The organism is Actinoplanes oblitus, from assembly GCF_030252345.1.
GTDB classification, from domain to species: domain Bacteria; phylum Actinomycetota; class Actinomycetes; order Mycobacteriales; family Micromonosporaceae; genus Actinoplanes; species Actinoplanes oblitus.
In genome coordinates this window covers 4136555-4159943 of the sequence record NZ_CP126980.1, presented here as the reverse complement: position 1 = coordinate 4159943, position 23389 = coordinate 4136555, and the positions used below count along the sequence as shown (strand labels likewise).

The following is a 23389-nucleotide window of genomic DNA, read 5'->3' as shown; positions in this document are numbered from 1 at the left end:
TGCCACAGGGCTGCGCGGGGATGCCGCAACAAGGCCGCATGCCAAGACCTCGAACTCGCCTACGGCAAAGACCTGTACTGATCGCAACGAAGGGCAGTACGCCGAGGCGCACTGCAAGAACGGCTCATCATCGACCGTTTGCGCGCCGACCTTGTCGCAATGAGGGCAGCCCGCCCGAGGCAAGCTGCAAGCTCGTACGCCCCGTAGAGCTGCCGGTCGAGGCTGTCCGCGTCGCAACGAGGGCAAGATCGCCTGAGCGAACTGCAAAGGCCGAATGATCTTGTCGTTCTGCCAGTCCGTCAGGATGTCGCAACGAGGGCAGGTCGCCGGGCGAACTGCAAGGTTCCCATCCCGACCGGTCTAGAACACACTCGGTTGTCAAAGAACGCTCGCAAGTAGTCTTCAGCCAATTATAAAAATCGGACCTAGTAGTCGCGCAGTCCAGCCCCATCCGGCAACGCCCTGGCCCGTCCGAGTAATCGAAGATGAGCCCACAGCCAATGGCCAAGGCAGAATCCGGCCCCGTTCCCCTGCGTCCGGCCAGGTGGTGGGACATCCGAGCGACCACGGAGCGACCGGCGAGCTCGTCATGCCGGCCGGCGCCATATCAGCTCTTCGAGCGCCTTAGTGTCGCAAGGAGGGCCGCCGGCGGAAACCGACGGCAGGTGGCCAGCGACTGCATCAACGAAGCCCACTGATCCAGGTCGCAAGGATGGCCGCCGGCGGAGAGCGGCGGCAGGTCTTTAGGTTCATCCCGCATCTGTTCAATCGAAAAGTCGCAAGGATGGCCGGCGGCGGAGACCGGCGGCAGGTGGCGGCGACGTGCCGGCACCGGCCGTCCCACAGCCGGTCGTAAGGAGGGCCGCTGGCAGAGACCGGCGGCAGGTAGACAGCGACGTGCAGGTAGCTGGAGGTCATCTCGTCGCCAGGGCCGCCAGCGGGACTGGCGGCAGGTTCCACGGGGGCAACCCTGTTCTCCGTTGGATGGCGGAGTCGCAAGGATGGCCGCCGGCGGAGAGCGGCGGCAGGCGGTGTTGCCGATCATCGATCGAGCCTCCCCATGGTGATGTCGCAAGGGGGGCCGCCAGCGGAGACCGGCGACAGGTCGAGCAACGGCTGCGCGAGAGATCCAACGACGGCGAGTCGCGAGGAGGCCGCCGACGGAGAGCGGGGGCAGGCCCGGTCGTGTTCGCGGTCAACATCTGCGCGACACCGTCGCAAGGAGGGCCACCGGCGGAGGCCGGCGGCAGGCCGGGACACGATCTCTAATGGTGCGACCGCTGAGCATGAGTCACAAGGAGGGCCGCTGGCGGAGACCGGCGGCAGGGGATCCGCTCGGCGATCGTGTTCGCGGCCGTGGTCACGTCGCAAGGAGGGCCGCCGGCGGAGATCGGCGGCAGAGCGGTCCGCACCGGACGATGCTGACCTGGCTGCGAGGGCTGTCGCAAGGAGGGCCGCCGACGGAGACCGGCGGCAGGCGTCGAGCTGGACAGCCGGCGTGTGGAGCACCCTGACCAGTCGCAAGGAGGGCCGCCGACGGAGACCGGCGGCAGGCCGACGCCGACCCGGGACGTACTCACGGTGTCGGCGAGTCGCAAGGAGGGCCGTCGGCGGAGACCGGCGGCAGGGTCGAGACTGGCCACGGTGGTGGTGACCAGCAGGCTGTCGCAAGGAGGGCCGCCGACGGAGAGCGGCGGAAGGGAGCCGGCGAGAGCGGTGCACCACTCGTGCAGCGCGTCGCAAGGAGGGCCGCCGACGGAGACCGGCGGCAGGTTGGGGGCATTCGGCAACCCACTGGCCCCAGTCCAAGTCGCAAGGAGGGCCGCCGGCGGAGACCGGCGGCACGTGCAGCAGGTCGCGCAGACCGGCTGGACGACCGCGACGTCGCAAGGAGGGCCGCCGGCGGAGACCGGCGGCAGGCGGTCGAGAGATGGTCCACGCGATCCTCGCGCAGTGGTCGCAAGGAGGGCCGCCGACGGAGACCGGCGGCAGGTCGACAAGTACCGCGAGAAGTACAACATCGAGCTGTCGCAAGGAGGGCCGCCGACGGAGACCGGCGGCAGGTCGGACGGCGACTGCAGCAGGTCGGACGGCGACTGCAGCATCAGCAGCATCTGCTTGTCGCAAGGAGGGCCGCCGACGGAGACCGGCGGCAGGTGACCTTGAGACCGCTCTCGGCGAACGCCGCCCCGAGGTCGCAAGGAGGGCCGCCGACGGAGGCCGGCGGCAGGGCTTTCTGAGCTGGGATGTTGTCTTCTGGTTTGTCTGCCGCGGGCAGACCTTGCGGCGACGCTGCCGGTTTTGTCTCGGTTTTTGGTCGGGAACCTCCCTGGTTATCGGGTCGAGCTTGAGGTTCCTGGGTTTCTCTTTCTGGTCTTCAGTTGTCAAGGAACGGCTGTGTATGAACGGTCGTCCTATTGATGCATGTTGCTATGGCTCGGTGTGGATGCGGTGCGGGGTGAGGGTGCCGGCGGATTTGCCTCCTTCGGTGGGTTGGCGGACGGCGCTGCCGGCGGCGAAGACCCCGAGTGGTGTCCAGGCGGAACGTGAGACGGTGGGGGTGCCGTTCGTGTCGGTGGGGGCTAGGGCGGGGTGTTCGAGTAGGGCTTGGATGGCGTGCAGGTCGAGGGGGTGTCGCCAGATGGGCCAGGTCATGATCGGTCGGTTGGTGGGGGTGTGCCAGAGGGTGGCGTGGGGTCGGGTGCCGTCGCCGGTGAGTCGCAGTGCCGGTAGGGCCATGATGGCGAGCCAGGTGGCGCCGGGGACGCCGGCGGTGCCGGCTTTGCCGCTGGGGTGGTCGGCTCCGCCGCGGGGGGCGCGGTGGTCGAAGTATTCGCCGGTGTAGCCGTCGATTCGCCGCCATCGGGTGAGGGCTTCGTGCAGGAGGTGGGTGGGTGTTTTGCGGACTTCGGTGATGGGTTTGTGGAAGAAGGAGCGCAGGCTTTGCTGGCCGGCTGGGGCGGTGAATGGGGTGAGGGCGGCGCGGCCTTCCGCGTCGGTGGCGAGGTCGGTGACTAGGGCTGCGAGCCAGCGGCAGTGCGCGGCGCTGGGGTTGGCGCCGAGGATCTGTTGTGCCCATTGCCGGTAGTCGTCGCGGGGGATGCGCATGGGGTCGCGGCCGACCCCGTCTTTGCCGAGGGGGAATGCGGCAGGGACGGTGGGGATGACACCGTCGCCTGGAATGCTGTCGACGATCGTCACGAGCATGGTGGTGAGGGCGTCGAGGCTGTCGAGGCTGCTGTGCAGTCGGGCATTGGCGGTGTGCCGGTCGAAACTGAGCCGGACCGGCTGGCCGGTGTGGTCGTGCAGCAGCCGGAGCAGGCCGAGGGCGGCGAGGAAGCCGAGCGGGTCGAGGCCGTTGAGGGCGGGCAGGTCGAGCGGCCGGGTCGCGAGGGGTCGGCGCGCTGCGGGCGGGATGTCCGGTGTCGCCGGGCTGGCGGGTTCGATGGTGGTCTGTTCGTCGCGGGCGGAGCACCAGATGTCGGCGAGCCGGAGGACGGCTTCGCACAGGGCTAGGCCCCACCGCCCGTAGCGGTGGTTGAGGGCGGCGAAGCGGGCGGGGGCGGCCGGGTCGACGGTGTCGGTGGTGTCGACCGGGGGTAATCCCCAGGCGGTGACCTTGGTCGGTGCGGACTCGACGATCGGGGGCAGCAGCGGCCGATTGCGGCCGTGGTGGGCGGCGATCAGGTGCAGTAGCAGATCGGGGTCGATGCCGCCGGGGGCGCCGTGGTGGGCCAGCCGCTGGGCGACCAGTGCGGCGGAGAGTGCCTCGTGGCGCATGCCGGTGGGGTAGCCGGCTTCGTCGCGGGCGCGGTTGGCGGCGGTGCGGTTGGTCGGGTTGATGCCGGACTTGGCCAGGGGCTGGGTGGCGATGTCGGCGAGGCGGCGGTTGCCGCCGTGCAGCATGGCTTGGAAGCGGGGGTCGCGTTTGCCTTCGTCGTGCCAGCGGCCGGCCCAGGTGATCGTGGCGATGACAGGGATGGGCAGGCGCAGGTTGGTGGCGATCTGCTGGGCGCGGATAGCGACCGCGCGTTCATGGTCGTCGAGGGTGATGCGGCGGCCGGGGTAGGCGCTGGCCGAGGTGGCGGCCTCGGACTGCTCGTCGGCGTGCCAGGCTCGGCGTGCGGTGAGCACGACGGGGAAGGCGGGCTGCCAGGTGGCGCGGCCGTCGGTGTCGGCTTGCTGGGTGGAGGCGACCGACAGTGGCTGCTGGGCGAGCAGGTCGTCGAGGACCCGCCGCAGCGGATGCTGGTCGTCTAGGGCTGTGGCGAGGGCGGCCAGCAGTGGGGGGTAGCCGGCCGGTTGGCCGGCGTCGTGGTCGTCGCTGGTGTACTGCAGGAGTTGGTCCAGGCGGTCGTGGGCCGTGGGGTCGGCGGGCAGCAGGTCGCGTAGGTGGGGGCCGATGCGCAGCACGGTGCGGTCGCGGCGGTGGGCCAGGTCGGCGAGGTCGGTGACGGGGGTGGTGCTGCCGGGGTTCCAGCCGTAGTCGTCGCAGCCGCCGTACTCGCCGGGGACCACGATGGTGTCCCCGGGCCGGATCTGGCTGGCGGGGATGAGCTGGCTGTCGTCGCGGCCGCGGTAGCGCAGCACCAGCGGCTGCCCGGTGCGGTCGCGGGCCCGGAACACCGTGGTGGATAGCGCGCCGGCGGCGGGTGTTGGGTCGGCGCTGGTCGTGAGGGTGTCGAGGTCGGCGAGTTCGGTGGGCGGCTGGCCGAGCAGCCAGCGGCGGACCTGACGCAGCGGGATGTCGATGGTCTCGTCCGCAGCGGGCGGAACGGTGTCCACTACCACCGGCCAGCGGTGCGGTTGGTCGCTGGGCAGGGCGGCACGCCACAGCACGGTGACCGGGGCCGGGTCGCTGTTGAGGCCGTGCAGGAACGGGGCGACGGGGGTGGCCGGCAGCGGCTCCGGGCTGGTGCGTGTCCACGCGTCGAGGGTGGCGGTGTGCAGGACCGGCACCAGCGAGGCCGGCACCGCGCAGGCTTCGGCCGGGGCTTGAGCTTGCAGCTGGCGTAGCTGGGCGGGGGAACCGCCGAGGCCGGGCCCGTCCGGGTCGGCCGGGGTGCCGGCGGGGACCAGGCGGGTCAGCCAGTGCCAGGTCGCCGTCAGGGCTGGCCCGTAGATCGGGTCGTCGGTATCCGTGTTGGCGTCATGCACCAGGTAGGCGGGCGCGGTGGCTAGTTCACCGAGCCGGTTCAGCCGGCCGAGGCGTTGGATCAGCGCGGGCAGCGCGGTCGATTCGATCACGGCGGCATCGAAGTCGATGTTGGCGCCGACCTCGATGGTCTGGGTGGCCACCACGATCAGTGGCCGGGTGCTGGTCCGGTCGCGGCCGACGCGGATGCGGTCGTAGTAGCGGGCCAGCAGCCTGTCCCGGTCGATGGGGCGGCTGCGGCCAGTCAGTAGCACCGTCTCGGCCTCACCGCCGGAGAGGTGGGTGAACACCGCGCGGGCCCGGCCGACGGTGTTGCAGACGACCCCGACCACTCCGCGGTCGGTCAGCCGGGCCGCCAGGCTGGCCATCGCGCGGGGCATCTCCTGGGTGGTCTTCTTTTTGGTCCCGGTGACCTGTACGAGCCGCAGCAGCTTGCCTGCGTTCAGACGCACCGCCGCCGTCTGGTTGTCTTCGTCGGCGCCGGTGATGGTGTGCGCAGGCACAGGCCCGGGCTTCGTGGTGGCGGACATGGCGACCACGACAGGAGGGCGCGCCAGCGGCGACGTGTCCATCGACACCGCGGCGGTCAGGGTGGTGTGGAACGCCTCGGCCAGGTGCGCCTCGTCGACGACGATCAGACTGTCCGCGCCGACCAGGGCGGCGTCGATGCTGCGAGTGTGCTCGCTGACGCCGTAGCCGCGAAACAGCAGCCGGCTGCCGATCTGGTCGACGGTGCCGGTGATGACCGCGAATTGGTCAGGGCGCTGCACCCACAACCGGTCCCATGTGGTTCCGCCGCGCATCCGGGTCACCGTCAGCGGCTGCGGCATCTCCCGAACCTCGGACGAAGGCGGGGTCTCGTTGGTGTCTGGTAGCGGCGCCAGGCTCGCGTGGGCGAGCAGGGCAGTCGCCACCGTGCGGGAGACGGGGTTGCTGTCGCCAGTCAGGGCTTGGGTGAGGGCCGCCTGGAGGCGCTGTGCGTGATCGAACGCCTCATCGACCACCAGGCGCCGGTCCACGACGAAGAACATCCGGCGGGGCGCCAGTTCGGGGCGCAGCGCGGCGGCGAACACCGCCACGTCGAGCACCGAGGTCTTGCCCAGCCCGGTCGGCACGTCGATCGTCGCCGGCCACCCGTCGGCCAGCACCCGCTCCAGCAGGGCGGTCTGCCACGGAAACGGCTGGCGGGGCGTCTGCTGGCCGCCGGCGAGAATCGGGCCGTGCACCTCGTTGACGAACCGCTGGAAGTGGCCGATGGTGATCATGTGGTTGCCTCCGGCAGCAGCAGGCCACAGCCCAGGTAGCGCAATGCTCCGGCGATCACCGGGCCCTGCACCGGCTGCGGGAACGACACGTGGCAATGCAGCAGCGGCCGGCGCCCCCACTTCTGCGGCATCGTGCCGCGGCGCGGGCGCGTTATGGCGCCTCGCGGCAGCGGCGCCTCCACCACCGTCACGGTCTCCGGTTCCGGATAGCCGGCCCGCACGAACGAGGCGGCCAGCAGATCCTCGACGACGTCCTGTCGGCTGGGGTACCGGTCCAGCATCACCGGTGTGACCGTCACCCACCGCCGCGCCCCGCCTTTCGGGCCGGACCAGCGTCGCGGCTGCAACCCCCACGTCGGCGGCGACGCCGGGTCGGTGTCCTCGTCGAGCGGGTCGGCCAGCCGGAGCAACCCGGCACTACCGAGCCGCAGCTGCCGGATGGGGCCGGGCTGGCCACCGGCGGCCGCCGAACCGTCCTGCCCGCCGGGATCAGTCGAGGCGTACAGGCCGCGCACCACCGCCAGCCGGTCCGGCTCGGGCATGTCCGACGGGATCGCCACCGCCACCCCGAGCAGATGACCGCGAGCGTGTCGGTGCCCGACGTCCAGCAGCGGCAGGAACGCCACGTGCCGGCTGTCGTCGGCGCCGTGCCCGCTCACCTGCGGCGGCACCGGGTCCGCGACCCGGCTGAGCACCGTCTTGCGCAGTACCTCGGTGACTGTGAGGAAACCATTGCCGCTGACCGGCACCCCACGCTGCAGGGGAAACACCGCCAGCTCGGGGAACGGGCGCGCCACCGGCCCGAGCGGGGCAGCACCGTCGGGGGCATACGCGGCCGGGCGGGAAATCTCCCACGAGTCCTGACCCGCCTGGTACAGCGCCCGCAGATCGTCGAGGTACCCCGGGTACGGCACCCGCAGCAGCACCGACCCGGCGGTGCCCAACGGCACCGGCCGATACGCCGTCCACGCCGGCCTAGCCGCCACCTGCTCATCGCCGACCTCGATCTGCACCGTCGACGTCGACCGGCCCAGATACGGCACCCGCCGGGCCAACCGCGACAGCCGCCACAGCACCGCGTCCTCGGCGGTCGCGTCCGGCCAGGCGAACAGCACCGCGTCGTCGGCAGGCAGCGCCCCGGCCCGCCGCGACGCCCGAGCGGTCCGGCCCGGCCAGAACTGACTGCCAGCGTCGTACTTCTTGGTGTTGGTGCTGTTAGTGACCGCGTACCCGAACCGTTGTGACGGCACGGCGTCAGCCGCCCAGAGCACCGGCGGCCCGGCCTGCTCCAGCCACCGCAACGCCGCCGTGTCAGCCACGAATCCGTCCCTCGCCGGGTCGTGCTCGGCCGAAGCGACCAGCGCACAGAACAACCTGGCAGGATGCGGCGGCCACTCCATCTGGTCTCCACCGACCGCGGCGTCGTACCGGCCCTCGCGCAGCCGGACGAGGATACTCACCGCCACGAGCTCACTCCCCGTCCCCGACAGCCTGCGTGACCGCGTACCGGATCGCCGCCGCCAACTGCGGGGTCGGCGTCACCGGCACCACATCGCCGGCCATCGGCAGACCCGCCGTCGCGGCCCGCTCCCGCAAGGCGACGAACGCGGCGACCGCGTCGGCCGCCGTCACCGCCAACGCTTCGACTTGACCACCCGCCTGCTCGATGCCCACCTCGTCACTGATCCGGGTCAGGTCGCAGCCCGAGCGCAGCCACACTGACGCCCGCCCGAACGCCAGCCGATCCCCGGCCAGCGCCAGCGCCGCCAGCGTCGCCCGGCCCAACAGCGCCGCCTCCGGCGACACGTCACCGAACCGCAGCCGCCGCAACCCGGCGAACGACACCCACCCGCGGCGGCGGATCTCGTCCACCGTCACCCCGCCGTGCCCCGGATTCGGCGCGATGTTGCCGTGCCCGATCTCCGACAAGCGCCCACCGGTGCGTTTCGCACCCTCCGGCAGGAACCGCCAGTCACTCTCCGCCTTCGCCTTGTCGTCGATCGCACCGCTGAGGTTGACCGGATCCAGCTTTCCGGCCTGCCGACCACCGTCCAGCGGCTCCAGTCCGAACATCGACGAGGTGTAGATCCGGGGCAGCTTCAACGGCCGGCCCTTACGGTGTGAGTCCCACGCGCCGAACACCAACGAATACGGCTCCCGTTCGAACAACGGCCGCACATCGGCTGCCGTCGCCGAGCGCAGCGCCCGCCCGACCTCACTCTTGTCGAACCGGACCCCGCCGACCTCGCTGTCACGCAGATACGCATCGGCGAACCGGTGCGGAAAATCCAAAGAGGTCAACCGGACGCCGTGTTCCTTAACCTCCAGCTCGAACAACGGCAGAGGCAACCGGCCACAGTCACGAGCATCCAGCAAAGCCTCCTCCACCCGGTTCGCCTGCGACGGAACCTGATCCACTACCACGGTGCTGCGACGCGTCCCGTCCACCCACCGTTCCTCGAACAGGTACGGTCGCGGAAACCTCCCCTCTCGCCGAGCAGCGATCCGCTGCTCCTCGGAGGTCGGAAACGTTGGCGGCATCACCGTCCCACCCGGCCCGCCAACAGGCTGATAAACCGCACTGAACACGATGCCCGTGTCAGCGCTGTCCTCACCCAGTGCCGTGATCAACCGCTCCGCCACGTCCGTCATCCCAACCTCCGCTGCATCGACCCGATCCTCTAAACCGAGGACTGCTGATGGTTTACCGCCGGGGTACGACACTTCCTACAACCCACCAGCAGGGCCGAACGACGAGATCACCCACATGCCCAGACGACAGATGAGAGCCGCAACTCCCCCGGGCCAGGCAATGCGCAGGTCAGAAACGACAGCGCGCCAGCACCGGAGAAATCACGGCGGCTAGACCACACAGCAGAGCAGCCGAAAAATCACCCGATCGTATGAAGAAGAGGCGCGCGGACATGCTGGCGCTTCAAGCGGAATCCAGAACCACGCGTATGAGCGACGCGCGACGTGGAGGCACAGACCACCCCAAGCGGACACCGCGCCAGAGTGCATTAGATGCCGCCAGCTGGACTTTAAAGATCGGAGCAGCAAGGGACCATCGCGCGACTGGCGAATGCCGAGCAACCCGCCATCGTTGCGCGACAGGCCGCCGTCATCGCCCGCCTGTCGCACCTCGAACAACGCCTCGGCCGGCGCCGCCCGGCCGAAGCCGCCACCGGCTCACTGCACAAAGGGGCAGGCCCGCCGGTATCCTGACCCATCACCGCATCCACGCCAACCGGCAATAGCAGGCATCAATAAGATGACCACGTTCGCCATGGCGATTCTTTGACGACTGAAGATCAGAAAAACGGACTGCGGAACCTCAAGCTCGACCCGACAACGGGAGAGATTCCCGACCGAAATCTGGGCAAAGTCGATACCGTCACCGCAAGGCCGGGGCCTGCGGCAGGCAACCAGAAGCCATCATCCCAGTTCAGAAAGCGCTGCCGTCGGTCAAAGCCGGCGGCCCTCCCTGCGACCCGAACGGGCTGGCGAGGTTCTGCACCAGCGCCGAGGCTGCCGTCGGTCAAAGTCAGCGGCCCTCCTTGCGACATCCGGATCTTCGCCACCGAGGAAAACCAGACCGGCAAGCTGCCGTCGGTCAAAGCCGGCGACCCTCCTTGTGACATCCCGATCGGCTCCCAGATCCGGGTCAGTACTCCGGCGCTGCCGTCGGTCAAGGCCGACAGCCCTCCTTGCGACCGTATGAGGTTGAGTCCGGATCGGGCAGTAGTCGGTCGATTGGTTGGTCACATCGAGCACGACACCACAGCGCAAGTCCTGCTCGATATCGGTACGTTGCCCGGCCCATGTGTTCACCGACGTCAAGGCCAGAGGGCGCCCGGAAGGCGCCGGGCACCTCGCGTCTCGGCCCGTGCCTGCTTCACGCTCGGTGGGTCGTTGACTCTCGGCGGGATCCTCGGGCAAGTCGGTGGGCAGTAGTAGGTCGGTCGTTCCGGTCAGTTCCATCAGATAGCGCGCAGACATGCCGGGGTTTTGCACTGTGAAGGTGACACCGAGGCTGACGCAGGCGTGTCGGGCGTGCAGCAGAGCACGTAGGCCCGCGCCATCCATGAAGTCAGCATCGGCCATATCCACCACCACACGCCGGATACCCGGAGGTAGAGCCGCTACCAGCGGGTCCCACTCCTTCCTGGTATCCCCGACCAGGTCGCCGACGACCCGGATGATGAGTGCGTCGCTGCGATGCAGCGTGGCCACGGTCATCGCTCGGAGGGCGGCCCGGGCTGCTGATCAACCGACCATTCGTTCATCACGCACTCCTACTCTTTGGGCGGGGCCACGGTGGCCATTAGTCGGCGCTACCGCAGTGCACGACAGCTCGCTCCAGGAGGTGAACACGTCCCGGGATGGCCGTGCCCCACACTGCCCCGCAGCAGCACAATCGCCGGTCCTTACTGCATAACCGCGTTACCGCGCGGGCACCAGCCACAAGGTCCGCAGGCGACGCCCAGCGCGAAGACAGTACGTTTTTGGGATCGGCTGCGTTCAGGCATGGCCAAGGTCCGCATCGGCAGGTGAAGCAGGTGACAGCTTCCTCGGTCTACTCCGGCCCGCACTGGCAGCACTTCGCGATTTCCAACATCGACGAGACCTACAACTTCGTCCGGCAGGCCTTCTTCGAGGTCAGGGAGCTGTTCTCGGAGCGGAATCCCGGTTCACCCCGGCTCCTGGCGGCCGTGACCCGGCTCGACGACATCCGCCTGACCCGGCTGCGGGTCTTTCCCCATACCCGTATCGCCGCCGAGCCGGACGGCGACGTGAACATCACTCACCTGGTCCGCGGCCGGAACGCCCTCAGCCACGGAAAGAACACACGGCATTTCGGGCCCGGCGACAGCTACGCAGTCACCCCAGGCCGCCGGCAGGACTTCGACTTCGCCGACGTCGACCTGTTCACGGTACGGCTACCGCGCGCACTGCTCGAAGACGTCGCGCACGCCCAGACCGGCATCCACGGCGCCGACCTGCGCTTCGACAGCGCACGGCCGATCAGTGCACGTCTCGGGCGGCACTGGTCACAGACCGTCTCCCATGCCACGACCACCATGCTCTACGACACCTGCCTGATGCAGAACCCCCTGATCGTGGCGCAGACACGACACCTGCTCGCGGCCACCGCACTCGCGGTCTTTCCCAACACCAGCCTCGACTATTGCCACGGACCGGCAGGTGAATTCAACCCACGGAACTAACACAAGATCGGGCTATGCCCATCGGCGGCGTGGGCGTGGACGTGGGCCCATGTTCGCCGCCGGCCGGCCAACGCTGGGCCCAGGCGTGGTACGCGGTGCGGAGCACCGGATCCTCGCCGACCATCGCCCAGCAGGGCCCGCCCCGTTACCGTTTTCAGGTCCCCGTTGGGGACGCTCGGTCGCCTGGTCCGGCATGACTTACCGCCCCTGTCGTACGCATGATCCGGGGGGGTGTTGTCACCGGACCGGGTGGCGTCGACGGACCGCTGATAAGGGACATGACCACCCGCCAGGTCGGGTTGGTCTCTTCGTAACGTGGCTGCCGGCAGTCGACGCCGGACATGGCGACCGGGAACGCGCTGCGGTCGCGGGGAGGCGATGTGCACGACGGCTACCAGGTGTTTCTCGGTTTGGACGTGGGCAAGGACGGTCACCACGCCGTCGCCCTGAACCGTGACGGCAAGCGTCTGTATGACGCTCCTCTGGTGAATACCGAGGCCCGGTTGCGGCAGCTGTTCGACAAGCTCGTCAAGCACGGTGCGGTGCTGGTCGTCGTTGACCAGCCGGCCTCGATCGGAGCTCTGCCCGTCGCGGTCGCCCGAACTGCGGGCCATCAGGTCGCCTACTTGCCCGGCCTGGCCATGCGCCGCATCGCGGACCTGCATCCCGGCCGTGCGAAGACCGACGCCCGCGACGCGTTCGTGATCGCGGACGCCGCCCGCACCCTGCCCCACACACTGCGCAGGGTCGACGTCGGTGACGACACCCTCGCTGAACTGGAAGTCCTGGTCGGCTTCGACGACGACCTCGCCGGGGAAGCCACCCGCCTCAGCAACCGCATCCGGGGCCTGCTCACCCAGATCCATCCCGCACTCGAACGCGTGCTGGGCCCGAAAGCCCAGCACAAAGCCGTTCTGGAACTGCTGTCGCGTTGCGGCGGACCTGCCGGACTGCGCCGCGCTGGCCGGGCGAAACTCGTCGAGATCGTCCGCCCGAAAGCCCCGAGGATGGGCGAACGCCTCGTCGAGCAGATTTTCACCGCTCTCGACGAGCAGACCGTGACCGTCCCCGGCACCGCAGCGGCGGAGAAGATCCTGCCGAAATTGGCCGACAGCCTGCGCGAGGTGCTCCAGCAACGTGACGAGGTGGCCGCCGGGGTCGAGGAGATGCTTGATGCGCACCCTCTTGCCGAGGTCCTGACATCGATGCCAGGCATCGGGGTCAGGACCGCAGCCCGGATTCTGCTCGAAGTCGGTGACGGCACCGCCTTCGCGACCTCAGGACACCTCGCGGCCTACGCCGGCCTGGCCCCGGTCACCCGCCGCTCCGGCACCAGCATCCGCGGCGAACACCCACCCAAAGGCGGCAACAAACAGCTGAAACGCGCGTTCTTCCTCGCCGCCTTCGCCAGCCTCGCGCATCCGCCGTCACGGGCCTACTACGACCGCAAACGCGCCGCCGGCAAACGGCACAACGCCGCCCTCATCTGCCTCGCACGCCGCCGCGTCGATGTCCTGTTCGCCATGCTCCGCGACCGACAGCACTACCAGGCCCGACCCACAGACCACGCCCTCGCCGCTTGACGAAAACCATAGGGACACCCCCCACCGCTGGCCTGACCACCGACTGAAGCGCCCGCCCCTCGGATACGTACGCCCCGAAAGCGCCGCCCGGCCCCGATCCCAGGTCATCGCCGCGAACAGCGCATCCCGCTGCGCCCACGGAGCAACGCGACCGGTGCCGGGCCCTGGTCGTTGGGTCATCGTGAAGCGGCGATGGTTGGCGGTGGTGTCGTGGATAGCGGTGCTAGCGGGCGGAGGTTCGTCCGCGGCCGCGCCGCCCCCGCGCGTGACATCAGGGTTCGACCTGGCGGCGGCGGCCGCACGCCTGGACGCGGTGTCGCTGAGCATCACCGGAAACCTGGAGGAGTTGCGGGCCACCGAGGTGTTGAACTACCGCCGTGTCGAAGGCGGTGTCGCTGACTGCATGCGTGCCCACGGGCGCCCGTATGCCCCGCTGCCGTTCGTTGATTTCTACCAGGACTTCACCGACGCCGACCTCGGCTACGGCAACGGCAGGGCCGCGATCATCGACTCCCTGACGGCCGGCACGCGCCGGTTCGAGCTCAACGAGTACGCCGGGGTACGCCTGCGCCGCGCGGGCATCACCGAGCCGGCCCTCAAGCCCGAGGACGTCGACGTCTTCAACGGCTGCACGGCCCCGTTCGAGCATCGCAACTACCTCGACATCGACCCGCCTGCCGGCGCTTACCAGCTTGCCGAACTCGAAGACCTCCTGGAACCGATCTACCGCAACGACGCTGTCGTCAAGGCGTGGCAGGGCTATGACCGCTGCATGAAGGTCCGCCACGGCTACGTCGTCGGCGCGGACCGTTCCGACTTTCTGTTCGCACCGCGGCTTCAGGGCGAGCCTGGCAGCGCATCCTGGCGGCGCGGGTTGGCGAAGATGAAGGCCGTTTTCGCCGCTGACGTCGACTGCCGGCGTCCGGCCTACACCGCTGCCATGAGGCTGCTCGACGAGCGGCTCGACGCCTGGAAGGCGAAACACCGCACGGAGTTGCTCGCCGTACGCAATGCCTGGAAAGAACGCGTAGTCGTCGCAGCCAACCCGCCGCGGTAGCGGCTAGCGGATCGGTGGTGGCAGGAGTGGGTCAGCCTGAACAGCGTGTCTTCGGAGGCCGGCCGCGCTGTCAGCAGTCGTGATGGTGCAGCACCGCTCCGTTACGCCGTGCGAACGGCGAACGCGCGCGGGACGCGGTCAGCTGCGCGGCAATTTGCCTGCGCAGCCCACCGAGGTGGAGTGCGGCATCAACCAGCTCAAACAGCACCGGGCCGTGGCTACCAGGTATGACAAGCTCGCCGTGCCCCCGGCGGCTCCTTCTGCTTGCCGCCGTCGCGGCGAGCGCCGGCCGCGTGCTGATGGGCGCGGCTGATGGTGGAGTCCACGCTTACCGTCCAACCGATCAATCCGGCCGCGCCTGCCAGGGCCTGCAACGAGTCGAGGATCTGTGCCCAGATCCCGTCGCGCTGCCATCGGCGAAACCATCGATACAGCGTCGGCCACGGCGGATACACCGCGGGCACATCCCGCCACGGTGAGCCGATCCGCGCCCGCCACCGGATCCCGTCGATGATCAAGCTCAATGTCCATCTGCGCGGCCCATCACGACCTGTTCCCCTGGCAGCAACGGCTCGAGCACAGCCCTGCTTCCGGTTCTTAGTCATCGTTCGCCCTCCGGCGAAACGTCCCGCGCCGCTCCGCCCAGGTGACCAAGGACCATGGCGTGCTCTGATGCGCGATTCCGAGAACCTTTGTCTTCGTCATTGCCATAGGCGCGGGCTACGGCAACTCGATCCGGCAGGCGCAAACTACCGGCATCGACATTACCGCCACGGCGGGAAGCAACCACTCTTGATCTTCGGCAGGTCCGCTAATTCACCCGAACGTGATCTTTTGTGCGAGCCCGGACAGGGCCTCTACGCTTTGAGCGCGTATCGGTGTGCGGCTGCTTGAGCGGCTGACGGACTACGCTTTCACCAGTGGCCGCACGTTCGGCCGCAGCCGTCAAACACAGGGCCGTGGCCGAGCCTGCTACTTCAGCGTGGTCCTTCAGTGCGGCTTGGGCGTGCGGCTTGGGCAATACGAGCGCACAGGATCATGGCCTTGGGCGCCGACGGCAGCCAAGACTGCGCCACGATCCCTACTGTCACCAACGGCAAGTAATGCCGGCGGATCACCCCGCTCGTCATGCCGGCACGGCGGAGGTCGGTCGCAGCCGTAGTCCGCCAGCAATTTCGGCGCCCGCCTTTCCCACGAAGTTTCGGCGGGCGGCAGCGAAACCAGACCGATCGTCGAACAGGTCGCGACTCATCTCCGCCAGCTCACGAGCCTCATACACACCCAGCGGAGGTACTGCGCCAAGGCGGCGCTGTTTCGCGTCGACTCGGGCCCGAACCAACGCCGAGTCCGTCTCCTCGATGGCCAAGGACATCAGCCACTCCTGGAAGGTGTCAGGATCCCGAGGCCCGACCTCGTCGACCAGACCGATGCGCAACGCCTGATCGGCGTCCACCGGGACTTGGTCGGCCAGCAGCCGCGCTGCCCGTTCGGCGCCGACCCAGGCCGGCAACGTATAGGTGTGCAGCTCGGAGCCGAACAAGCCCATGGTGTAGTACGGGTTGAGGACGATTCCGTTGCAGGCGGCGACGATGTCGGCGCCGAGCCCGAGCATCACCCCGCCTGCCCCGGCCGAGCCGTTGTAGGCAGCGATGACGGTTTGCCGTGTGCAGCTGATGAGTTCCCGGCACACCTCGTTGATCGCCCGGACATTCGCCCACCCTTCGGCCGCCGGATCGGTGGCGGCGTCGATGACGTTGAGGTGGATGCCGTTGCTGAACGTTTCCGTGCCGCTGCACACCACGACCACGCGGGTGTCCTGCTCCGTCGCGTGCCGCAGCCCGGCCAGCAGCCGCCGGCAGTGTCCCGCTGCCATGGCGCCGTTGTAGAAGTCGAAGTGCAGCCATCCGACCGGGCCGGCCCGCCGGTACCGGATCTGCCCGTATCCGCAGGCCGCCTGCGGCGCCCGCCCCGATCGCCCGGACGCGTGTGCTACCCCGTGAACCCGCGAACCGAGGACGGACACAGCGGGCAGTTTGATCGTCGGCGACGCTGAGTCATCTGTGGCCCGGCGTAGGTGGCCGAGCCAGACGCTGCCGTCGCCTGCAGCGACCAGGACGGCGCCTTCGCGGCGTAACAGGACCTGGCCGGGCCGGCCACCGCGGATCGTGCCGGGGTGAGCGTCGTAGGCGTACACCGGCAGCCCGGCCACCTCGGTCAACACTCCAGGTGCGCCGTCGGCGGCGCGGATGCGCCGCACGATCTGATCGCCTGGCCCGGCCCAGTCGATCGCCCGGTCCGCTTGCCGCATCGACGGCCGGGCTCGGGCACCCGGCACCTCCACCGGCATCCGGTCCGACCACACCGGCGTGAACGACGGATCCTCGGCCTTGGCGACAACCTCGACGATGCACTGTAAGGCGGCGTCGGCGACCGGTCCGGCGTACAGGGCCGACTTGCGTCGGGCAACACCCGGCATGGCGAACGTGCGAGTGGCCCAGATCGGCCCGGCGTCCATTTCCTCGACGGCCTGCAGGGCGGTGACTCCCCAGCGGGCCACGCCATCGCTGATGGCCCAATCCAGCGACGACGGGCCGCGGTCGCCCACCGGCCCGGGGTGGATGATCACTGTCGGCCAGTGCTGCCACACCTGCGCCGGCACTCGTTTGGTCAGATACGGGGCCACGATCAGATCCGGATTCGCGTTGCGGACTCCGGTGATGATGTCGGAGGCACCGCCAGCGACATGCACGCCGACGTCGTGCCCGCCAGCCCGCAACGCACACCAGACACGCTGACTGAACCCGTTGAAGGCGGTGACCAGCAGCAAAATGCGCACGGTTCCTCCGTGAAATGCTGAGACAACTGCGGTGAAGAAGGACATAGCGCTGCCCTGGCTAGGTACGTGCACCCTGCCGGGTGATCGTTGATCGGTGTGCCGCAGGCCGGCTGCTGCCTGGCAGGGCAGCAGCCGGCCCGCTGCGGTCTTCAGACCGTTTCTGGAGCTCGGGTCAGCTGGCCAAAGCGATACTGTCGCGCCAGCAGGCTTCGGTCAGTTTGGCCTTGTAGTGGCCGTACAGGCCGCCGACCGCCTTGCTGCTGCGGCTGCCGGTACCCGAGGCGATCGTCACGCCGGTGCCGGTGTCCCAGACCTTCCACGGACTGCCCTTGCAGGCCGAGACGGCGATCCAGATCTTGTGCTGGCTATTCGGCTCGATCGTTCCCGTAGTGCAGGTACGGTGCCACCCGTACCAGTACGGAGCCATACAGGAAGTGTTGGCAGCGAACGCCGGCGATGGGACACCTCCGACGATCGCCGTAGCAGCTGCGGCCGAGGCCACTACTGCCGCGATGGTTGCCTTTTTCGCAAGTCTCATTTCCGCTCCGATCTGTGATGGGAGTCAGCGAGGCGCACATGCCGCCCGGGGGTAGATCGACATGCACTCCGCGCATGACTGCACTGCCGAGGACGCCAACTTGATAGGCCAGAAACGGAACGATGTTTCACTCAGACAGGCGTCGAGCACGCGTCGCATGCGAGTGCTGCGCTGGTGCAGGTCGCCGCGCTTGGCCTACGTACGGAATTTGGTTTCGTTGTGCCGACGCACGACGATTGTGAGTACTGGCCACCGAGGCGACCGTGATGGCAGCCCCGATACAGGGTCGAACGGGTCCAACCTTCGCCGTTTGGTCAGCCTGTCTTCACAAGGGCAATCCCCTTCGCCGCTACGGAAAGGGACCATCAGCAAATTCCGCCGCGCGGAATATAATGCCTCTGCGGCACTACTATCTATGCTCGCGAGATGACGCTAAGACTGCTTCGGTCCCTGCGCTCAGCATTGCAGCGGACGCGAAGATAAAATAGTTGTCACTGGTTGTCGCTGGTTGTCTCGCCGACATTTGAAGACCAATGCTACTGATACCAAAGTGAGGGCTGGCAGGGACCCGTCGGGCACGACGGAAACGATCTGCCGCTCCTCCACCCTCGTTCGCACAATGCCCGGCGCTGCAGCGGGTTGCCCATGTCCTGACAAGCGCTAAAGGTCATTCGTACCGACGGCTGAGTCCGGGCCGGGCAGCGCGCGGCTGCCAGGTGAGACGGCGGTGCTGGCCTGGCACGATGGCTCGGCCCGGGCCGGGCGCAAGGCCGGGCGAGAACATCTTGGCCTTCGGCCAGAGATCTTCTCGCTCCCAGCCTTGACGCCCCGGCTGCCGGGCCGGCCAGGTGCTGGCGGGCCAGCACGCGCTCGCCCCACCGGACGCCACAGGCTCCGCGCCGGGCGAACGCGAACCCGTCAGCCGCCCGCTCATCGGCCGGCTCGCTCGTCAAGGGGCATGTTCTCTATGGCTCAGCCGACACTGACCATCGCACCGAACCGTCACGTCAGCCTCGAATCCATGATGCAGATGTTGACTGCTCAGAAGGCTCGCGCCGACGACATCATCGCCAGCTCGGCGAAGCTGCGATCCGTCGACGGCAACCTCGTCATCGCCGGCGCCGTACCCCAGCTGCGCAACGACGGCGTCACCCTGACCGACGGCGTCTACGCGCTCAACGACATCGCTCTAGGCGGCATCGGCGACAAGCTGAAGATCCCCCTGCCCTACCTGCGGCGGATGGCTCAAAAGAACGTGCGGCTGCTGGACGAAAACATCAACGGGTGGCTCGACGACGACAACCGGCGATTCTTGATCCGCTGTCTGCGCGATCACCCGACGAGCAGCACCGGTATCGCCCGGGCGGTCCTGTCCGACTGCTATCTGCGGATCGATAACCTGGACGCGCTGCTGTCGGTGCTCGACGGCATCCGAGAGACTGGAGTGCACGTCGAGGTCGCCTCGTGCGACCTGACCGACCGGCGCATGTACGTCCGGTTCATCTGCCCGCAGCTGCAGGTACTGGCTCCGCAGCTGTTGCGTGACTACCGGTCGCCGTTCGACGGGCGCCGCGGCAGTGACCTTCCGATCATCTGCGGTGGTTTCCGGCTCACCAATTCCGAGACCGGCTTCGGCCGTTACCGCCTGGACCCGTTCGTCCGGGTGGAAGTGTGCCTCAACGGCATGAGCATCCACCGTGGCGTCCTCAGCCGTGTGCATCTAGGCAGCCGAATCACCGACGACGACGGCATCATCGAGCCGTCAGCGGCAACGATCGCCGCGGAGCTCGACGTGATCAAGCAGCAAACCAAGGACGCGGTCAAGGCCTACCTGGACATCGACTTCGTCACCCGTGCCGTCCGCAATCTCGAGGAAGCCGCCGGGATCAGCGTGCCCCGACCCGAGGAAACGCTCAAGGTGCTGGGTCAGAAGCTGAAGTACACCGAGGACCAGCAGCGTGACATCCTGGCGCACTTCATCCGCGGAGCCGATCTGAGCGCGGGCGGCATCATGCAGGCCGTCACGTCCTACGGACGCAGCGTCGACGACGCCGATGTCGGCTACCAGATGGAGAACACCGCAGTCGAGGCCATGCGCCTGGCCGCCGCAGCCGTATAAGCCCAGAGCGCCATCACGCCGCTGCGGCGTGCTCTGCCTGTTGCCGAGGCCCGCATCCCACCCGGGGGCGCGGGCCCGCTCTGTCTCGTGAGGAATTGCTTGATGCATGCGATGAATATCGCGGTCCTCGGCGCCGCGGCCGTCCTTGGTGCCGCGGCCGCCCGCATGGGTACCGCACCGCTGATCTGCCAGCTGAAGGCACAGGTCCGCGAGTTGACTCGACGCGTCCACGAGGACCCGCTGACCGCCGTCCTCAACCGATCCGGTCTCGAACACGCCTACGCCGCCTACGCCGACCGGGACAGATACCTGATCCTGCTCGACCTGGACGCCTTCAAGCAGGCCAACGATCGGCATGGCCACCCCGCCGGCGACCAGGTGCTGGCCGCCGCGGGCGCCCGCCTGACCACAATCGCCTCCCGCCTGGACGGTTGGGCCGGTCGGCTCGGCGGCGACGAATTCGCCCTGATCCTGCCCGCGGACAACTTGCACGTAGCCAGCGCCGCGGCAACCGAGGCGTGCGCACCGTTTCTGGTCGAAGATCTGCCGACCGGGCCGCTGTCCGTGCCCGGCACCGCCGGACTCGCCTACGCCCGCCCCAGATATCCCTGGCCACAGATTCTGGCTGACGCCGACATTGCGCTGTACCAGGCCAAACGTGCCAGTGCGCCGGTTGCCTACCAGCACGGCATGACCTACCCCGATGCCCTGCCGTACCTGCGCCGACAGGCACGCGACGCAGCCCACCTTCCCCGCTGTTGTCCCCACCAGCCGAGGCGCTGCACCGACCGGGATGAGCGGCCCCTGATCGCTGATCTGCTCTGCGGCGCCGACCTCGAATGCCTTGCGAAAGCGGCCCTCGACCTGTGGCAGAACCCGGACACAGCGGCTCTCACCGAACGCCAGCAGCAGGCCCTTGAGCGAGCCCGCGACGCACTGGCTGACGAGTACACCGACGCCCGCGATCCGACGCGGCTATGGCGATCACCGGCACCGACGGTGTGGGTGCTGCGTCGGCGGGACCGTCATACCGATGCCGTAAGCCTGCACGCCGACCCGGACGCGGCGTATGCCGCCCTCGCTGAGCACGTCAGATCATCGTGGGCCAACGTCGCATCGGAGCTCGGCGCGCCACCGGAGCCTCCAGACGACGCGCGTCAAGCCGTCGCCCTGTACTACGGGCCTGACGGTGACGCTCAGCCGGACGAGGGGTTCAGCATCTACCCGGACGAGATCGCCACCGCAGATCCGCACTGGCCCGGCCGGCAGGCAGCGCGGTGAGCGCCAGCACGTTGCGGGACCCTCCGGTGAGCGCTCGTACCGCACCGTCCGCCGCATCGGGGTATCGGCCTGCGCTGCTTCCTTCCGCCGCCGGCCTCACCTCGATTCCACTAGCCTGCGCCAACGAGCTGCTCACTGCCTGGGGCCACTACCTTGGCGCCTGCCGTCGGCCGTTCGGTGCCGAGGCGTAGGCACTGGAGGTGGCCGGTCAACCGGTCTGTGTCGCGGTCAGCGCGTCGACGGCAAGCAGCACCGCAGCCGGCTACGGCCGCAAGCAGCTGGTCGAGCTGGCCCGGTTGTGCTCGGCGCCGACCGCCCGCTGGGCGACGCGGCCCATGCTGCGGCTCCGGCGCGAGGTCGCCGCGCCGTCCTGGCCGTACTGGCCGGTGGCCGCAGCCGTTGCCTACAGCCACAACAGCCGGCATGACGGTGACATCTATCGCTTCGACGGTTGGACCCGGATGTCTGTCACGGCCGGAACGCACGGCGGCGGAACCTGGTCGCGGCGCCGCGTCGCTCCGGACACCGCTCGTGGGACCAAAACCTTGTGGCTCTCTGGCGCTTCCAACACGCGCCCGGCCACACCACCCATCCGCTGGAGCAGGAGCCGAAGCTCTGAAGGAGAGGCCGTGGCCGATAAGACCCCAACGCACCGTGTCGTCTGCGCTGAGGACACCTTTGAGACATTCAGCCTGCTGCAAGCGCAACGTCATCAGGCTGGAGTGCGGCGTCTCGACGGCTGCCGTCTGCCGCACGTCATTGAAGTCCGCGTCGGCGAGCAGTGGGTCGCGCTGCACCTGGTCCGGGCAGGCGAAATCCTGCCGGCCCAGCCCGGCACCGTCCTGGATGGTGCGGACGGTCCGCTGATCACTCACACATAGGGCACGGCGGCCCGGACCGCGAGCCGCAACACCGGCCGCCAGCCAAGAGGAAACGAAATCCGGCCCGCTCTCACCACCGAACCCCGTTCCCGGCAAAACCGGAAGGCACAATGGTGACGCCTTACTACATCGGCATTTACCACAACACCGGCAGTTCTTTCATGCCATACGAATCCCGTCATCACCTAAAAGCTCCTAACACGATCTGCTGAATCGATGTTGATCAGCGTTGCGAGGTAAAGATCATTCTCGTTCGGTCGTCGTGAGCAAGGCGTGGGTCATCGGTGACGAGTTGTGGAAGCTGATCGAGCCGGTACTACCGCCGTGGCCGGCGAAGTCGCCGGGTCCGCGGCCGGTCCCGGACCGGCTGTGCCTGCAAGGCATCCTGTTCGTGCTGCACACCGGGATCGGCTGGGAGGACCTGCCGCAGGAACTCGGCTTCGGCTCCGGAATGACCTGCTGGCGACGGCTGCAACGCTGGACTGAGGCCGGGGTGTTCGACCAGGTCCACCGCATACTGCTCGCCAAGCTGAACGCAGCGAACCGGATCGACTGGTCGAGAGCGGCGATGGACGCCAGTCACATCGACGCGAAAAAGGGGGTGCCGGGACAGGCCGTCGCCGGTCAACCGCGGCAAACCCGGCTCGAAACACCACCTGATCTGTGACGGCAACGGCACCCCGATCTACGTGCTGACCAGCGGCGCGAACGTTCCCGACATCAAACGCGCCCTCGACCTGCTCGACTGCTACCCGCCGATCGCCGGACGCCCGGGCCGCCCTCGGCGGCGCTTCGCGACCCTGCTGGCCGACAAGGCCTACAGCAGCGCGGCATTCCGTCAGGCCTGCCGCGAACGCGGCACCGAGCCGATCATCCCGAGGCCCAAAACCCCCGGGATCAAAGGTCTGGGCAGACTGCGCTACGTCGTCGAGCAGACCTTCGCCCTGCTCCACCAGTTCCGCCGGCTCGCCGTGCGCTGGGAACGCCGACTCGACATCCACGACGGCTTCGTCAGCCTCGCCTGCGTCCTGATCTGCTGGCGCCGCCTGATCAACTGGACCCACTAAGAGATCGTGTTAGGAGCTTTTAGGGGAACGACTGCCTCGGCCCGATGGGGTGATGGCGCGGGCGCCGCAATGTCGCTGTTCAGTGGCGGTCCTGCGTCGGACGGGAACGGTACTTCGGTCACGCGCGTCGCGGCCAGAACGCAGCGCACAGCAACCACGCCGCGTACTCGCCGATCATCACCCGTTCGCCGAGGCCGTGCGCGAGCGGCTTACCGATGCGGCTTCTTGAGGAGTCACGCGAACCTCGGCGAGTGGCGAGGGGCATGAGGCCCATCCGTCGGCCGGCGTCCAGGACTCGCAGTCGGTCAAGGTGGTCGGCACCGCCACCGAACGTTCAGCAAGCCGTATTACAACCTCTCAAACGCTCACTCAGCGAGTA

General features: G+C 68.4%; 13 protein-coding genes and 1 pseudogene. 7 read left to right on the top strand and 7 right to left on the bottom strand.

Annotation, left to right across the window (positions count from 1 at the left end):
• Positions 1-2430: 2430 nt before the first annotated feature.
• The 4 genes from cas3g to Actob_RS18685 all read right to left on the bottom strand — a co-directional run bounded on the left by cas3g (position 2431) and on the right by Actob_RS18685 (position 10659).
• The gene (gene cas3g, locus Actob_RS18700) at positions 2431-6420 is read right to left on the bottom strand and encodes a type I-G CRISPR-associated helicase/endonuclease Cas3g (protein ID WP_284921525.1); all 3990 of its coding nucleotides are present in this window, start codon (positions 6418-6420) and stop codon (positions 2431-2433) included.
• On the bottom strand, positions 6417-7880 hold the full coding sequence (csb2, locus tag Actob_RS18695) for a type I-G CRISPR-associated protein Csb2 (RefSeq protein ID WP_284921524.1): 1464 nt from the start codon (positions 7878-7880) through the stop codon (positions 6417-6419). Before csb2 ends, cas3g begins: the two co-directional genes overlap by 4 nt.
• A gap of 10 nt (positions 7881-7890) precedes the next feature.
• Positions 7891-9072 (bottom strand): type I-G CRISPR-associated RAMP protein Csb1/Cas7g, encoded by a 1182-nt coding sequence (cas7g, locus tag Actob_RS18690; protein ID WP_284922343.1) that lies wholly within the window; start codon positions 9070-9072, stop codon positions 7891-7893.
• Between the two features lie 813 nt (positions 9073-9885).
• Positions 9886-10659 (bottom strand): STAS domain-containing protein, encoded by a 774-nt coding sequence (locus Actob_RS18685; RefSeq protein ID WP_284921523.1) that lies wholly within the window; start codon positions 10657-10659, stop codon positions 9886-9888.
• Between the two features lie 266 nt (positions 10660-10925).
• Between Actob_RS18685 and Actob_RS18680 the strand changes: the two genes are divergently transcribed.
• The 3 genes from Actob_RS18680 (at position 10926) to Actob_RS18670 (ending at position 14288) form a co-directional block, all read left to right on the top strand.
• A complete protein-coding gene (locus tag Actob_RS18680) occupies positions 10926-11648 on the top strand; it encodes an AraC-like ligand-binding domain-containing protein (protein WP_284921522.1) in 723 nt (240 codons plus the stop codon).
• Between the two features lie 341 nt (positions 11649-11989).
• Positions 11990-13231 (top strand): IS110 family RNA-guided transposase, encoded by a 1242-nt coding sequence (locus Actob_RS18675; RefSeq protein WP_284921521.1) that lies wholly within the window; start codon positions 11990-11992, stop codon positions 13229-13231.
• 265 nt (positions 13232-13496) lie between these two features.
• Positions 13497-14288, top strand: a complete 792-nt coding sequence (locus Actob_RS18670) for a hypothetical protein (RefSeq protein WP_284921519.1) — start codon at positions 13497-13499, stop codon at positions 14286-14288.
• A gap of 245 nt (positions 14289-14533) precedes the next feature.
• On the opposite strand, the pseudogene Actob_RS18665 reads toward Actob_RS18670, so the two are convergent.
• From Actob_RS18665 to Actob_RS18655, 3 genes and pseudogenes are all read right to left on the bottom strand, one after another.
• Positions 14534-14893: pseudogene (locus tag Actob_RS18665) on the bottom strand (transposase); the annotation flags it as partial.
• Positions 14894-15414: 521 nt separating this feature from the next.
• Positions 15415-17124, bottom strand: a complete 1710-nt coding sequence (locus Actob_RS18660) for a hydrogenase maturation protein (RefSeq protein WP_284921517.1) — start codon at positions 17122-17124, stop codon at positions 15415-15417.
• Between the two features lie 172 nt (positions 17125-17296).
• Positions 17297-17551 (bottom strand): hypothetical protein, encoded by a 255-nt coding sequence (locus tag Actob_RS18655; protein ID WP_284921515.1) that lies wholly within the window; start codon positions 17549-17551, stop codon positions 17297-17299.
• A 1132-nt stretch (positions 17552-18683) separates the two neighbouring features.
• On the opposite strand from Actob_RS18655, the gene Actob_RS18650 reads away from it, so the two are divergent.
• The 4 genes from Actob_RS18650 to Actob_RS18635 all read left to right on the top strand — a co-directional run bounded on the left by Actob_RS18650 (position 18684) and on the right by Actob_RS18635 (position 23010).
• Positions 18684-19781 (top strand): DUF932 domain-containing protein, encoded by a 1098-nt coding sequence (locus tag Actob_RS18650; RefSeq protein ID WP_284921513.1) that lies wholly within the window; start codon positions 18684-18686, stop codon positions 19779-19781.
• A 102-nt stretch (positions 19782-19883) separates the two neighbouring features.
• Entirely contained in the window at positions 19884-21062 is a 1179-nt protein-coding gene (locus Actob_RS18645; RefSeq protein WP_284921511.1) for a GGDEF domain-containing protein, read from the top strand.
• Between the two features lie 200 nt (positions 21063-21262).
• The gene (locus tag Actob_RS18640; RefSeq protein ID WP_284921509.1) at positions 21263-21943 is read left to right on the top strand and encodes a hypothetical protein; all 681 of its coding nucleotides are present in this window, start codon (positions 21263-21265) and stop codon (positions 21941-21943) included.
• 262 nt (positions 21944-22205) lie between these two features.
• Positions 22206-23010, top strand: a protein-coding gene (locus Actob_RS18635; RefSeq protein WP_284921508.1) for an IS5 family transposase whose coding sequence is annotated in 2 segments (ribosomal slippage) — positions 22206-22537 and positions 22536-23010 — 807 coding nt in all. Because the reading frame shifts where the segments join, the coding sequence is not laid out codon by codon here.
• The last annotated feature ends 379 nt before the right edge of the window (positions 23011-23389 follow it).

Bases quoted from the DNA above. Each gene is read 5' to 3' on its own strand.
- Actob_RS18655 (WP_284921515.1), bottom strand. From the start codon at position 17,551: ATGGCTCCGTACTGGTACGGGTGGCACCGTACCTGCACTACGGGAACG.
- Actob_RS18675 (WP_284921521.1), top strand. From the start codon at position 11,990: ATGGCGACCGGGAACGCGCTGCGGTCGCGGGGAGGCGATGTGCACGAC.
- Actob_RS18645 (WP_284921511.1), top strand. From the start codon at position 19,884: ATGCATGCGATGAATATCGCGGTCCTCGGCGCCGCGGCCGTCCTTGGT.
- Actob_RS18685 (WP_284921523.1), bottom strand. From the start codon at position 10,659: ATGACCGTGGCCACGCTGCATCGCAGCGACGCACTCATCATCCGGGTC.
- cas3g (WP_284921525.1), bottom strand. From the start codon at position 6,420: ATGATCACCATCGGCCACTTCCAGCGGTTCGTCAACGAGGTGCACGGC.
- cas7g (WP_284922343.1), bottom strand. From the start codon at position 9,072: ATGACGGACGTGGCGGAGCGGTTGATCACGGCACTGGGTGAGGACAGC.
- Actob_RS18650 (WP_284921513.1), top strand. From the start codon at position 18,684: ATGATGCAGATGTTGACTGCTCAGAAGGCTCGCGCCGACGACATCATC.